The sequence below is a fragment of the Bacillus sp. FSL R7-0672 genome (genome assembly GCF_038601465.1).
In the GTDB taxonomy this organism is placed as follows: domain Bacteria; phylum Bacillota; class Bacilli; order Bacillales; family Bacillaceae; genus Bacillus; species Bacillus pumilus.
Genome location: NZ_CP152010.1, coordinates 1350430 through 1365099 on the forward strand (window position 1 = coordinate 1350430; position 14670 = coordinate 1365099).

Genomic DNA, 14670 nt, shown 5'->3' on the forward strand with positions numbered 1-14670 from the left:
AATGTAAAGGATAAAGACGTTTTTGTTTTGTTTTCGTTGTATGCTTTCCTAACGGATGGTATATTTAATATTTGATGATGGCTGTAAAGGAGCGGTTTATTTGACGGAAGAACAAATCCTCACAATACTTGAATCGTTACGAAATGGGACAGAAAAGCAAGTGACCATTCAGAAAGATGATTTTTTAACGTTTCGTTCGATCTTGGTGAATCAAGATGATTTTAAGTATTTTCGCGGGATTGCGAAACATGGTGGAGATGTTATTTTTGAATATCTTACAGAAGCAAGAAGCTAAAGCTTTTTCTCATGAATGAGAGAAAGCTTTTTTATTTTAGTTCTTTTGTCACACTTCAAACGAGCTTGATACATCTGAAAAGAAAATGTAATAACCCATAATCAGGAGCATAAGGATGATTATAGGCGGAAAAGGGGCCTTTTTAAGCGCTAACAATTCCAGTTGATACGCAATTCAACTAGGACATGCCATTTAATGACGGAATTTGGACAAGCATGCAAATCTTTGTGCGTGAAAATAAAAGGAGCTCTTGTTAGAGTGGACAAGTATCTTACCGCCTATTTTGATAAAGGAGGAATGAGGCGAATGATGAAAATTCATACCGCTCTTTTTGTCATCCTTATGCTAATCGCAGCCATGAAGATGGACAATATACAAGAGCAGCAAGGCACACTAAGTCACGAACTTTCACAAGCACCTGTTAAGCATGAGCTTTCATATATAGATCAAGATGATCACGATCAAGTCATCCCAGCATTTTCAGAGGAGAAGCGTCAGCCGAAAGTCAAAATGCTAAGTACGTCTACAGAAAAAAAGTCTTCAAAAACGAAGCAAAAGAAAAGAGTAAAATCAGAAACGACGAATGAGGAAAGCGCCAAACGCTATTCTAATGAAGAAATGGAGCTGCTCTCACGATTGGTACATGCTGAAGCGAAAGGTGAATCTTACGCAGGTAAAAAAGCTGTGGCAAGCGTCGTCTTAAACAGGGTGGAGCATCGCTCTTTTCCTGACAGTGTCAAAGGTGTTATTTATCAGCGAAATGCTTTCCAGCCAGTATCGAATGGAAGTATTCATGATAAAGCAGATCAAGATTCTGTTAAAGCTGTGAAGCAAGTAGTGAAAGAACATGACAGAACAACAAAGGCCATTTATTTTTATAATCCCAAAACGGCAACAGATAACTGGATTCGTTCTCGCAAAATTGTAGAACGTATCGGTCGTCACGTATTTGCCATATAAAGAAAGAAGCGATTTGATGGATCGCTTCTTTTTTTGTCTTCATTTATCAAAATATTTTCAGGACTTGTCTCATAGAATGTGAAAAGAATTTGCTTTAGATAAAGGGGAGGCTACATGAATCGATTTGTAAAAGGGGTCATTCTGCTATCTGTCGCAGCTTTCATTGCGGAGTGTATCGAGTTTTTAGTCAATATGATTTTAGCGAGAGAGCTTGGAGAACATGGAATGGGTCTATATATGAGTATCCTTCCAATCATTATGCTTGTCCTTGTGATTGCCAGCTTAGAGCTGCCAGTCTCCATTTCTAAATTCATTGCAGAATCGCATGAGCGGCTCCATAAAAGTATGCTCCGCCATGCGTTTAAAATGACGCTTGTGGTCACATGTACAACAACGGGGATCGCTGCGATTGTCCTGCCGTTCATTCCAGTCTTTCAGTCGTATCATCCGCTCATGAAAGGGCTTGTGCTGTCTCTTATTCCAATTATTGCGTTTACCTCGATCGCACGCGGCTATTTTATGGGAAAGCAGCAAATGGGCAGGATCGCTCTTGCCAATATGCTGAAGAAAACGATCCAGCTCATCTGCTTGTTTTTGTTCTTCCATTGGTATTCGTTTGATATTGAAACAGCGGTACTCATTGCCATCGGTGTCATTGTCGCGAGTGATCTCGTCGTCTTTATTTATTTATACTCCCAATACGTCATGGCGAAAAATGCTGTCAATGTCAGGTCTGTTGAATTAAGAGGAATTGACGTGAGAAAGCGCCTATTAGCTGTCTCCATTCCGACAACGGGCATGCGGATTTTTCATGCGATCGCAAATGCCATAGAACCATTTTTAATCAAAGGAGCCCTTATTGCAGCAGGCATCTCTGGCACACTTGCTGTTGATCATTACGGCATGCTGGCTGGTGTCGCGATGTCGATCGGTTTTTTCCCTGCGTTTATCGCTCATTCCATCATGATTGTGATGATTCCGAGTGTATCTGAAGCCTATGCTTTACGTCAATATGACCTTGTGAAAAAACGTGTCAGGCAGGCGATTCTCATTACATTTGGGTACGGGGTGCCGACAGTGATGGTGATGTATTATTTTGCTTATCCGCTCACGCAGCTCTTTTTTGATTCACCGCAAGCTGCTGTCTACTTACAGCTGCTTTGGCCGTACTTTTTATGCCACCTGTTTGTGATGCCATTTCAAGCGTGCTTAATCGGTATGGGGCTCATTAAAGATGTGTTCCTACATAATATATGGGTGCATGTCGTCTCGTTTTCAATGGTGTATTTTCTCGGATCAATTGAAAGCTTGAATATGATGGGGGTCATATTAGGGATGAATACGGGCATGCTTCTGTTGACTGCACTGCATTATGCGACGATTTGTAAGGAGCTCGGCGTTTCCATGTTTCTTAGAGTGAAAAAAGCATGAATGTCCTCTTCGTCGAGCGGGCAAGCTATAAGAAAACTGGGAAGGAAGATCCTGATGAATCGTAAATATCTACCCGCCAGTCTTCTTATAATGACCTTGCTTCTATTACTCATAGGCAGCGAGGCTGAAGCGAAAGAGCCCGTTATGGCGCCAAAGATAGAGGCTCCTGCATTAACTGGTGAAACGCAGATGATTCCGGCGAAAGGAAAAAAGACCATTTTGCATTTTTGGACAACATGGTGCCCGTCCTGCAAAATGGAGCTGCCCGTATTTGACCAGATCGTGAAAGAAAATCAGAGTGATGTTGATATCTTAACGGTGAATTTACTAGGGGCAGAACAAAGTAAACATGCGGTTGCCCAATTTGTGAAAGACAGAAAGTTTACATTCCCGGTCATACTAGATGAGCGAGGGGAAATGATGAAGAAATACCAAATCATCACCATTCCAACCAGCTTTTTGATAAATGAAAAAGGGGAAATTGTGAAAAATCATGTAGGTCCACTGACGAAAAAACAAATCAAGGAGTGGACGGATTTTTAGAACGAAACATGATTTCAAGAACCAAGGATCATTCCTTTGGTTCTTTTTTGTGTTCAATTGCTTTTTATCTGAATAAACTGTGCTCAGAAGAGATGAAATGGTCTACATCAATAATGATAATTATTATCAAAAAGAAATTATAATAATTATTAATTGAAAATCGGTCAGAACCTGTTATAATGAATAACAGACCTATAAAAAGCTTAAAATAGCAGAAAATATAGATGAAAAAAGGAAACGGGCAACAATTGATGATGTGAAAATCATTATCAATTAGAGAGGAGAAAACAATCATGAATGAGAATACAGCACTTTATCAAACAACAAATCAAAAGGAATCGAAAGGGTCCCTTCATCAATGGGCACAGCACGGAGAATTAATAGCAGCAGGTATCTCGGGGATTCTCATTTTGGTTGGATGGATGTTAAAGGATGAGAGCATGTGGAGTATTCCTTTATTTATCCTTGCGTTTATTATTGGAGGTTTTGCAAAGGCGGAGGAAGGAATTGAAGAAACCATTTCGTCTAAAAGCTTGAATGTTGAACTTTTAATGATTTTCGCAGCTATAGGCTCAGCAATCATTGGATATTGGGCAGAGGGCGCGATCTTAATTTTTATTTTCTCACTTAGTGGTGCGCTTGAAACGTATACTTCAAATAAAAGCAAGAAGGATTTAACAGCTTTAATGAGCATCGCACCAGATGAAGCGACTTTAATTGAAGAAGATGGCACGACCATTCAAGTCGCTGCTTCATCGTTAACACCAGGTGACCGTATCATGATCAAAGCTGGGGAACGTATTGCAGCAGATGGTGTGATTCTAAGCGGCAGAACAAGTGTGGATGAATCTGCGCTTACGGGCGAGTCTGTGCCCCAGGAAAAAGGGCAAGGCGAAGATGTGTTTGCGGGAACAGTGAACTTAAATGGTTCCTTAACAGTAGAAGTGACAAAACATAATGAAGAAACACTTTTCCATAAAATTATTAAACTTGTCGAATCGGCTCAAGAAAGTGTGTCACCAAGCCAGGCTTTTATTGAAAAATTCGAAGGTGTGTATGTAAAAGGTGTACTGATCACCGTTGCGATTTTAATGGTTCTGCCTCATTTTGTACTAGGCTGGAGTATGAGTGAAACCTTCTACCGGGCCATGGTGTTTATGGTTGTTGCATCACCTTGTGCGCTTGTTGCATCCATTATGCCAGCTGCTTTGTCACTGATCTCAAACGGCGCAAGAAACGGAATGCTCGTCAAAGGGAGCGTCTTTTTAGAAAAGCTAGGCACAAGCAGCATGATTGCTTTTGACAAAACGGGAACGATTACAAGCGGAAAGCCAGCTGTGGAGCAGGTGGTGATCGCTAAAGGACAAGAGGAAGCGGCCTTTTATCAGGCGCTTTATCAAATTGAAAGTCAATCAAACCATCCATTAGCGAAAGCGATCTCTGATATGGCACAAGAGCAACAAATAGAAAGATTAGCTCATGTCACCATTGAAGAAACCTCTGGTTTTGGTGTAAAGGCACAATTGAATGGAGAAACGTGGCGGATTGGGAAGAAAGACTTTGCTGGCAAGGCTTCAATGGACCGCGAGATTGAAGAGGCAGGAGAGCATCTTTCTGAAAAAGGATATACAGTGGTGTATGTTCAGAAGGAACAAGAAGTCGTTGGATGCCTTGGCCTTAAGGATCAAATTAGACCTGAAGCGAAGAAAATGATTCAAGAGCTGAATGATTTAGGCATTCAAACCGTCATGCTGACAGGAGATCAGCAAAAAACGGCTGAAGCCATAGCGCAGGAAGCCGGCATCCAAACGGTTGTTGCTGAGTGTCTGCCAGATGAAAAGGTCCATGAGGTCAATCAATTAAAAAAACAAGGGAACTCGATCATCATGGTAGGCGACGGAATCAATGATGCACCGGCACTCGCCACAGCAGATGTCGGGGTTGCGATGGGCGGAGGCACAGACGTAGCCTTAGAAACAGCAGATTTGATCTTAATGAAAAACAATTTAAATAACTTAACAAAGATGATCCGTCTTTCAAGAAAGATGAATCGAGTTATTAAGCAAAATATTATTTTCTCATTAACGGTGATTTGTTTGTTAATTTGTGCGAATTTCTTACAAGTGCTTGATTTGCCTTTTGGCGTCATCGGGCATGAAGGAAGTACGATTTTGGTCATTTTAAATGGATTGCGTCTGCTTCGTGCATCTTAAGCAAATCATCATAGTGCACTTGGCTTCTGCCAGTGCGCTTTTGTGCGAAATAAAGCAAAAACTGATACAATAGATCAGTAGTAAAACGTGTGAGGAGGATCACGATGAACCGAATGAAGAGCTTGTCTTCTTGGCTAAAGGAAAAAGACATTCAAGGTGCATTTATACATACAAAGGAAAATGTGTTTTATCTATCTGGATACTTCACAGAGCCGCATGAAAGAGTAATGGGGCTGTTTGTGTTTCAAGAGGCAGATCCATTTTTTATTTTGCCTAAAATGGAAGTCGAACAGGCGAAAAATGCTGGATGGTCAGGCGATATCATTGGTTATGAAGACCATGAAAATCCATTTGATTTCATTCAGTCAGCAGTAGAAAAACGCGGTATAAGAGCAACTCGACTTGCAATTGAAAAAGAGTCGATTCCGCTTCAAAGAGCAGAACAGCTTCAAGCTGCCACTGGGGCAGAAACTTTTGTCCGGGCAGAAGAAGAGCTCAATCAGCTAAGGCTGATTAAAGATGAATCTGAAATTGCTACACTGAAAAAAGCAGCTCAATTGGCAGATGAAGGGGTAAAAGTTGGAGTGAACGCCTTAAAAGAAGGAGTCACCGAAACAGAAGTGCTCGCTGTCATTGAATATGAGCTAAAGAAAAAAGGCATTCAAGGCATGTCCTTTTCGACGATGGTTCTCTTTGGCGAAAAATCAGGAGAGCCTCACGGAAATCCAGGACAGGCAGCCTTAAAAAAAGGCGACTTTGTGTTATTTGACCTTGGAGTCATTGTTGATGGGTACTGCTCAGACATTACAAGAACATTCATCTATCAGGAAGCTTCTGATCAGCAAAAGGACATCTATCAAACCGTTCTAAACGCAGAAATGGCAGCACTTGAAATGAGTAAGCCGGGTGTGAGAATTGGAGACCTGGACTTAAAAGCACGCGGGCTGATCACAGATGCTGGATATGGAGACTATTTCCCTCACCGCCTTGGACATGGTCTAGGGGTGTCTGTTCATGAGTTTCCTTCGATGAGCCAGGCAAATGATGATCTTCTCCAAGAAGGCATGGTGTATACGATCGAACCGGGGGTTTACGTCCCAGGAGTCGGCGGCGTCAGAATTGAAGATGATGTATTGATCACAGCAGACGGTCCAGTCACTTTAACCAATTATCCGAAAGAGCTGACGATCATCAAGTAATAAAAAAATCACGATGAACGTCCATGTCTTGGAAGTGTCATCGTGATTTTTTGTCACTCTTTTCGATCCTTATCAACAAAAAAATCATCAATTGATTCAAACGGTTTGATTTTATGTTCTTTTCCTAAAGGATGTAGTGCAAAACGAGCAGAAAACAAAACAGTCATACATAATATAATCCATATGATGAAACCCATCTTGAATTCCCCTTTCCATCCAGTGATTTGTTCAGCTCACATACATCTTAAAGTATGAAACGCTTACCATAGCAAGAGAAAGTAGGAGAAAAAATGGCAAACATAAGGGAGATTGCGAAAAGAGCGGGCGTATCTGTGACAACTGTATCACGTGTGTTGAATGATCATCCTTATGTCAAAGAGGAAAAACGAGAACGTGTTCTACATGCGATGAAAGAGCTTAAATATACGAGAAACATTCAAGCTGTCCATTTAGCAAAGGGCTATTCAAATATGCTTGGCATCGTTCTTCCGACGATTGAACACTCTTATTTCAGCGGACTTGTCACAGGTATTGCAGAAAAAGCACAGGCGCGCGGTATGCATTTTGCTTTATTTCAAACGGGGTATGATCCATTAAAAGAAAAAGAAGCGTTAATGAGTTTAAAAGAACGCCGTGTGGATGGTTTAATATTTTGTTCAAATGCGTTAAGTGATGAGCACCTTCTAAAGTGGCAGGAATCTGGGCCGATTATATTTTGTCATCCCACGCCGCATGATACATGCTCAACAGTGTCAATTGCGCATGATCAAGCATTTAAGGAAGGTCTGCATCATTTGGCAGCATGCGGCCATCAACGAATTGCGATTGTTCTCGCCAGAACAGAAGGAGCGAATAGCGAGTCGCGCCTTCAGGCTTATCAAGACATGATGAAATCGCTCGGGCAGGCCATTGATGAAGAGTGGATCATCGAAGGGAAGCTATCACTTCTTGATGGAAAACGATTGTTTGCAGAATGGAAGGAAATGAAAAATCGCCCTACGGCATTATTCATTACAAATGACGATGTCTCTGCAGGCTTTTTATTAGAGGCGCAGCGTCATGACATAAAAGTAGGAGAATTTCCAGCCATACTGAGCTTTCAATATAACCAATTAAGTGAGGCTTTGGGGATTTCCAGCATTGATATTCCGCTGAAACGAATGGGTCAGGAAGCGTTTGATTTGTTCGATCGGGCCATAAAGGGAGAGGTGCCAGAGAAAAGAATGCTGCCATTTCGCCTGATCGAGCGATCAACCACCGTTTTCAAAAACAATCGTTGACGCACGTTTCATCTGTTTTGTACGATAAGAGGGATTGAATAAGAAGGAGGTGGGGATGTTCATGGAATCCTTCACCGTTGATAAAGCGTTAAATAATAATGTCATCATTGCAAGACACCCTTCTTTGGGCGAAGTAGTTCTGATTGGGAAAGGAATCGGCTTCGGGAAAAAATCGGGTGATGTTCTCGATCAAGATACATTTGAAAAAATGTTTGTCCTTAAAAATACAAAGGAACAAACAGAATATAAACAACTGCTTCACCACATTGATGAGAACATGATCGAGCTTGCCAATGACGTCATTTATCATATACGAGAAAAAATGGGACACCGTTTGAATGAGCATATTCATATTGCCCTGACTGACCATATTGCCTTTAGTTTTAAGCGGGTGCAGCAAGGATATGATATCACCAATCCCTTTATGCTTGAGACGAAGTCGTTGTATCCGAAAGAATACGAGGTCGCAAAGGAAGTCGTTGAGCTAATTAACGAGCGTCCTGATGTCGAAACAAAGCTGCCAGAAGGAGAGATTGGCTTTATTGCGCTCCACATTCACTCAGCTTTAACGAATCGGCCATTATCTGAGGTGAACCGTCATTCGCAGCTCATCACGCAAATGGTCCAAGTCATAGAAGATTCATTTCATATGAAAGTAGACAGAGAAAGTATTCATTATTTACGCTTATTGCGCCATATTACGTTTTCGATTGAGCGTATTAAACGGGAAGAATCTTTAGAGGAGCCAGAAAAATTGCTTCATCTATTGAAAAATGAATATCCTTTATGCTACAATACTGCTTGGAAAATGATCAAAATATTACAACATGCATTGAAAAAGCCTGTACAAGATGCAGAGGCTGTCTACCTGACCCTTCATCTGTACAGATTGACAAATAAAATTTCATAGTTTCCTTGAAACGTGTAACTGATTCGATCAGGCATGAGTGACTTAAGGTAAATACAGGATAAGATCCTGTTATTTGCGCAACCTTATATCACCATGCCTTTTTTTGTGTTTGAAAGTGAAATGTAAACGGTTAACTATGAAATGTATGTCAGGGAGCGTCCCACATGTATGTTGTAAGCGAAAATAAAAGGAGGTTCAACTAGTGTTTAAATCACTTTTTGGTGTGTTGCAAAAAATTGGACGAGCACTTATGCTTCCAGTTGCGATCCTTCCTGCTGCTGGTATTTTACTAGCACTTGGGAATGCGATGCAAAATCCGCAGCTGATCGATGTGGCTCAATTTTTAAGCAATGATACAATTCAGCTTGTTGCAAGCGTCATGGAAAATGCGGGGAACATTGTCTTCTCGAATCTTCCGCTCTTATTTGCTGTAGGGGTTGCCATCGGTCTTGCTAATGGAGACGGTGTGGCAGGGATTGCCGCAATTATCGGTTATCTTGTCATGAACGTAACGATGAGTGCCGTATTAATGGCCAACGGATCCATTCCATCCGATTCAATCAAATTGGCTAAGTTCTTTAAGGAAAGCCATCCAGCATATGTTAATATGCTCGGCATACCGACCTTGTCTACCGGAGTTTTTGGCGGGATTATTGTCGGGGTATTAGCAGCTTATATGTTTAATAAATTTTACAAAATTGAGCTCCCGCAATATCTTGGCTTCTTTGCTGGTAAGCGTTTTGTTCCAATTGTTACATCTATTTCAGCACTTATTTTAGGGCTTTTGATGCTAGTCATTTGGCCGCCAATCCAAGGTGCACTGAACTCGTTCTCAACAGGACTGCTCGCAGCGAATGAGCCGCTTGCTGCCTTTGTATTCGGTGTCATTGAACGCTCATTAATTCCGTTTGGTCTGCACCACATATTCTACGCGCCATTCTGGTATGAGTTCTTTAGCTATAAGAGCTTATCAGGAGATATTATCCGTGGTGATCAGCGTATCTTCATGGCTCAAATCAAAGATGGTGTTCAGCTGACAGCTGGTACATTCATGACAGGGAAATATCCGTTCATGATGTTTGGTCTGCCAGCAGCAGCACTTGCGATTTACCATGAAGCAAAACCAAAGAATAAAAAGCTTGTCGCAGGAATTATGGGATCAGCAGCCCTGACTTCTTTCCTAACAGGGATTACTGAACCGCTTGAATTCTCATTCTTGTTTGTTGCACCAGTGTTATTTGCCATCCACTGTGTATTTGCTGGATTATCCTTTATGATAATGGATATTCTAAACGTGAAAATCGGTATGACCTTCTCAGGAGGATTAATCGATTTCTTCTTATTCGGTATCTTGCCAAACAGAACCGCTTGGTGGCTTGTGATTCCAGTTGGTCTCGCACTTGCTGCTATTTATTACTTCGGATTTAGATTCGCCATTCGCAAATTTAATCTGAAAACGCCAGGCCGTGAGGATGAAGCAGCTGACGGTGCAGATAGTGCTAAGTCTGAAAAGGGTAATGACTTACCTTATGAAATTCTTGAAGCAATGGGTGACCAAGAAAACATTAAACACCTTGATGCTTGTATTACGCGTTTACGTGTCACTGTTAACGATCAGAAGAAAGTGGACAAGGACCGCTTGAAAAAGCTTGGTGCTTCAGGAGTTCTCGAAGTAGGGAACAACATCCAGGCCATCTTCGGTCCTCGCTCTGATAATTTAAAAACACAAATGCAGGACATCATTGCAGGCCGCACGCCTCGTCCAGCGAAAGACCCTTCTGCAAAAGAAGAAGTCAGCCAGCAGGTCGAAGAAGTCATTGCAAAACCGCTTCAAAACGAACTAGGTGAAGAAATCTTTGCTTCACCAATTACAGGGGAGCTTCATCCGATTACAGATGTACCAGATCAAGTATTCTCAGGGAAAATGATGGGTGACGGTTTCGCCATCTTGCCAACAGATGGAACGGTGGTTTCACCGGTGAAAGGGAAGATCTTAAATGTATTCCCAACGAAACACGCAATTGGCCTGCAATCTGATGGTGGACTTGAAATTTTGATCCACTTCGGTATTGATACGGTCAGCCTCAAAGGAGAAGGATTTGAAGCATTTGTACAAGAGGGAGATCAAGTAGAAATCGGTCAAAAACTCTTAGAGGTTGATATTGATAAAATTAAGTCTGAAGTACCATCTTTGATGACACCAATTGTATTTACCAACTTAAGTGAAGGACAATTTATTGACCTTCAAGAATCCGGTGAAATCAAAGCTGGTCAAGAAAACATCATGAAAATTTCAAAATAATTTTCATAACTGCCGTTCTTGTTAGATGACAAGCTCGGCAGTATGATATAATATTGTGGATGTATTAATTGTATAAAAAGGAGATTGATAAAAATGGCTCAACAAACATTCAAAGTAACTGCAGATTCTGGAATTCACGCACGTCCTGCAACAGTACTTGTACAAACTGCTAGTAAATATGATGCTGATATCAACTTAGAATATAATGGTAAAACAGTGAACCTGAAATCTATTATGGGTGTAATGTCTCTAGGAATTGCGAAAGGTGCTACAATCACTATCTCTGCTTCTGGTTCTGATGAAAATGATGCACTTGCTGCGCTTAAAGACACAATGAAAAGTGAAGGCCTAGGCGAGTAATGCAACAACTGAAAGGAATCGGTGCTTCAGCAGGCGTTGCGATTGCAAAAGCATATCGTCTGGAAGAACCAGATTTAACAGTTCACCAAAAAGACATCAACGATCCAGAGACAGAAGTGAAGCGTTTTGAAGAAGCAATTCATGTTTCTAAACAAGAACTTGAAGCAATTAAAGAACATGCGCTAAAAGAGCTTGGCCAAGACAAAGCAGATATCTTTTCTGCACACCTTCTTGTGTTAAGTGATCCAGAGCTGCTAAACCCAGTAAAGGATAAAATCAACTCTGATAAAGTAAATGCTGAATTTGCTTTAAAAGAAACAGCGACAATGTTTGTTACGATGTTCGAAGCAATGGACAATGAATACATGAAGGAACGCGCAGCGGATATTCGCGACGTAACAAAACGTGTAACTGGACATTTGCTAGGCGTTGACATTCCGAATCCAAGCATGATTTCTGAAGAAGTGGTCATCATTGCTGAAGATTTAACTCCTTCTGATACTGCTCAGCTGAACAGACAATTCGTCAAAGGATTTGCGACAGATATCGGCGGTCGTACTTCTCACTCAGCGATTATGGCAAGATCAATGGAGATTCCAGCTGTTGTTGGAACAAAAGAAGCAACAAAAACGGTGAAAAACAATGATCTGATCATTGTTGATGGTATTAGCGGAGACGTCATCATTCAGCCTTCTGAAGATGAAGTGAAAGCGTATCAAAAAAAGCATGAAGACTATTTAGCTAAAAAAGTGGAATGGGCGAAACTGGTTGACCAGCCAACGGTCACAAAAGACGGCGTTCACGTAGAGCTAGCTGCAAATATCGGAACACCTGAAGATGTAAAAGGTGTGCTTGAAAATGGCGGCGAAGCAGTCGGATTGTACCGTACAGAATTTTTATACATGGGCAGAGATCAGCTTCCTACAGAAGAAGAGCAGTTCGATGCGTATAAAACTGTTTTAGAGAAAATGGAAGGCAAAGCAGTGGTTGTCCGCACACTAGATATTGGTGGGGATAAAGAACTCCCTTACTTGCAGCTTCCAAAAGAAATGAACCCGTTTCTTGGCTTTAGAGCGATCCGCCTTTGCCTCGAAGAACAGGAGATTTTCAGAACACAACTACGCGCCTTACTTCGTGCAAGTACATATGGAAACTTGAAAATCATGTTCCCTATGATCGCGACGTTATCAGAATTTAGAGAAGCAAAAGCCATTTTACTTGAAGAAAAAGAAGCATTGGTTGCCGCTGGTATAGACGTATCCGATTCCATTGAAATCGGTATAATGGTAGAAATTCCATCAACAGCTGTCATTGCAGACCAATTTGCAAAAGAAGTGGATTTCTTCAGTATTGGAACGAATGACTTGATTCAATACACAATGGCTGCTGATCGAATGAACGAACGAGTGTCTTATCTTTACCAGCCTTACAATCCAGCGATTTTACGTCTGATTACGCTTGTTATTGAAGCAGCGCATAAAGAAGGTAAATGGGTTGGCATGTGCGGAGAGATGGCAGGAGATGAAATCGCAATTCCTCTTCTTCTTGGATTAGGATTAGATGAATTCTCAATGAGTGCAACATCTATTCTTCCAGCAAGAACTCAGCTAAGCAAGCTTTCTAAGAAAGAAGCTGCATCATTTAAAGAGCATATTTTATCACTTAGCACTACAGAAGAAGTGGTTGATTTCGTGAAGAAAACGTTTCAACATCACTAAGTGAATTCAAACCAGACAGTAACCCTGTCTGGTTTTTTTGTCGAATTTTATCATATTGGGTCATATCCGTCAGAGAGAAGGGCATTCTATAAGAAAAATGGAGGTGTCCAGATTGCCTTTCTCAGACTATAAACCGGGTGATCAAGTATATGTGATTTATCGAAATCCACATGCAGCAAACGTAGCACAAATCAAAGAAGCAGAAATCGTTTCACATCCATACAACGAAGAGGAGCTTGCCCTATTTTTACTTGAAACGTACCATCCTTTAGCTCCAGATGATGCGGTCTTTCCGACATATGAAGAAGCAGAAGCTCTTTATCAAGATTTATTTGAATAAGGGAGATTTTAGAAAGGATAAAAGCCATCCTGCACGGTTAAAGTAACGGTATGAAAACCTATAAGGTAAGGATGTGCTAAATATGATCAAACCTTTTGTGCCCCAGCTTGTGTACATTGAACCACGGGCGTTAGAGTACCCGTTAGGACGAGAGCTGAAGGAAAAGTTCGAGGGGATGGGTATTGAAATAAGAGAAACGACTTCACATAACCAAGTAAGAAATATTCCGGGTAAAAATGACTTGCAAAAGTATCGTAATGCGAAATCAACGCTTGTCATTGGTGTGAGGAAAACGTTGAAGTTTGATACGTCTAAACCATCTGCGGAGTATGCGATCCCATTTGCAACAGGCTGTATGGGGCATTGCCATTATTGCTACCTGCAAACGACGATGGGAAGTAAGCCATACATTCGAACATATGTGAATGTTGAAGAAATATTAGATCAGGCGGAGCAGTACATGAACGAGCGTGCACCGGATATCACGAGATTCGAAGCTTCTTGTACGTCAGATATTGTAGGAATTGACCATTTGACACATACACTAAAGACAGCGATTGAATACTTCGGCCAGACTGATCTTGGTAAGCTTCGCTTTGTGACAAAATTTCATCATGTCGATCATTTACTTGATGCAAAACATAATGGCCGGACAAGATTCCGCTTTAGCATCAATGCGGATTATGTCATTAAATATTTCGAACCCGGTACATCACCGTTAGATCAGCGGGTTGAAGCGGCTGTCAAGGTTGCGAAAGCAGGTTATCCTCTTGGCTTTATTATTGCCCCAATCTACATTCATGAAGGCTGGCAGGAAGGATATAAAGTTCTTTTTGAAAAGCTCGATGCAGCTCTTCCTGAAGATGTGAGGCACGATATCACCTTTGAAATGATCCAGCATCGTTTTACAAAACCAGCGAAGCGTGTGATCCAAAAAAACTATCCGAAATCAAAATTAGAATTAGATGAAGAAAAAAGACGTTACAAGTGGGGTAGGTATGGAATTGGGAAATATATCTACCAAAAAGATGAGGAACAAGAACTAAGACAGACGTTAGAATCATATATTGATCAGTACTTTCCGTCTGCAAAAATTGAATATTTTACTTAAAGCAAGCC

At 41.1% G+C, this 14670-nt stretch carries 14 protein-coding genes; 13 read left to right on the forward strand and 1 reads right to left on the reverse strand.

Features of this window, described 5'->3' with window-relative positions; all coding sequences use genetic code 11:
• Nucleotides 1–100 precede the first annotated feature (100 nt).
• The 6 genes from MKY18_RS06645 (at nucleotide 101) to MKY18_RS06670 (ending at nucleotide 6641) form a co-directional block, all read left to right on the forward strand.
• Nucleotides 101–295, forward strand: a complete 195-nt coding sequence (locus MKY18_RS06645) for a hypothetical protein (protein WP_044139794.1) — start codon at nucleotides 101–103, stop codon at nucleotides 293–295.
• A 306-nt stretch (nucleotides 296–601) separates the two neighbouring features.
• The gene (locus MKY18_RS06650; protein ID WP_065097162.1) at nucleotides 602–1255 is read left to right on the forward strand and encodes a cell wall hydrolase; all 654 of its coding nucleotides are present in this window, start codon (nucleotides 602–604) and stop codon (nucleotides 1253–1255) included.
• A gap of 114 nt (nucleotides 1256–1369) precedes the next feature.
• A complete protein-coding gene (locus MKY18_RS06655) occupies nucleotides 1370–2686 on the forward strand; it encodes a polysaccharide biosynthesis protein (protein ID WP_065097163.1) in 1317 nt (438 codons plus the stop codon).
• Nucleotides 2687–2740: 54 nt separating this feature from the next.
• A complete protein-coding gene (gene stoA / locus MKY18_RS06660; protein WP_044139797.1) occupies nucleotides 2741–3229 on the forward strand; it encodes an endospore biogenesis thiol-disulfide oxidoreductase StoA in 489 nt (162 codons plus the stop codon).
• A gap of 293 nt (nucleotides 3230–3522) precedes the next feature.
• Complete coding sequence (locus MKY18_RS06665) at nucleotides 3523–5442, forward strand: heavy metal translocating P-type ATPase (protein WP_342497788.1); 1920 nt, start codon at nucleotides 3523–3525, stop codon at nucleotides 5440–5442.
• Between the two features lie 104 nt (nucleotides 5443–5546).
• Nucleotides 5547–6641, forward strand: a complete 1095-nt coding sequence (locus MKY18_RS06670) for a Xaa-Pro peptidase family protein (RefSeq protein WP_342497789.1) — start codon at nucleotides 5547–5549, stop codon at nucleotides 6639–6641.
• Nucleotides 6642–6694: 53 nt separating this feature from the next.
• Here the strand turns inward: MKY18_RS06670 and MKY18_RS06675 are convergent, their stop codons facing one another.
• Nucleotides 6695–6838: a hypothetical protein gene (locus MKY18_RS06675; protein WP_003211556.1), complete on the reverse strand. Its 144-nt coding sequence runs from the start codon at nucleotides 6836–6838 to the stop codon at nucleotides 6695–6697.
• Nucleotides 6839–6931: 93 nt separating this feature from the next.
• On the opposite strand from MKY18_RS06675, the gene MKY18_RS06680 reads away from it, so the two are divergent.
• The 7 genes from MKY18_RS06680 to splB all read left to right on the forward strand — a co-directional run bounded on the left by MKY18_RS06680 (nucleotide 6932) and on the right by splB (nucleotide 14662).
• On the forward strand, nucleotides 6932–7921 hold the full coding sequence (locus tag MKY18_RS06680; protein WP_185106958.1) for a LacI family DNA-binding transcriptional regulator: 990 nt from the start codon (nucleotides 6932–6934) through the stop codon (nucleotides 7919–7921).
• Nucleotides 7922–7976: 55 nt separating this feature from the next.
• The gene (locus tag MKY18_RS06685) at nucleotides 7977–8831 is read left to right on the forward strand and encodes a transcription antiterminator (protein WP_003212366.1); all 855 of its coding nucleotides are present in this window, start codon (nucleotides 7977–7979) and stop codon (nucleotides 8829–8831) included.
• A gap of 202 nt (nucleotides 8832–9033) precedes the next feature.
• Entirely contained in the window at nucleotides 9034–11133 is a 2100-nt protein-coding gene (gene ptsG / locus MKY18_RS06690; protein WP_106067350.1) for a glucose-specific PTS transporter subunit IIBC, read from the forward strand.
• A gap of 93 nt (nucleotides 11134–11226) precedes the next feature.
• Nucleotides 11227–11493 carry a phosphocarrier protein HPr gene (locus tag MKY18_RS06695; RefSeq protein ID WP_003211078.1) on the forward strand — a complete coding sequence of 89 codons (267 nt, stop codon included), beginning with the start codon at nucleotides 11227–11229 and terminating at the stop codon, nucleotides 11491–11493.
• On the forward strand, nucleotides 11493–13211 hold the full coding sequence (gene ptsP / locus MKY18_RS06700; RefSeq protein ID WP_106067351.1) for a phosphoenolpyruvate--protein phosphotransferase: 1719 nt from the start codon (nucleotides 11493–11495) through the stop codon (nucleotides 13209–13211). Before MKY18_RS06695 ends, ptsP begins: the two co-directional genes overlap by 1 nt.
• A gap of 97 nt (nucleotides 13212–13308) precedes the next feature.
• Nucleotides 13309–13551: a transcriptional regulator SplA domain-containing protein gene (locus MKY18_RS06705; protein WP_044139803.1), complete on the forward strand. Its 243-nt coding sequence runs from the start codon at nucleotides 13309–13311 to the stop codon at nucleotides 13549–13551.
• An 82-nt stretch (nucleotides 13552–13633) separates the two neighbouring features.
• A complete protein-coding gene (gene splB / locus MKY18_RS06710; RefSeq protein ID WP_065097169.1) occupies nucleotides 13634–14662 on the forward strand; it encodes a spore photoproduct lyase in 1029 nt (342 codons plus the stop codon).
• Nucleotides 14663–14670 lie beyond the last annotated feature (8 nt).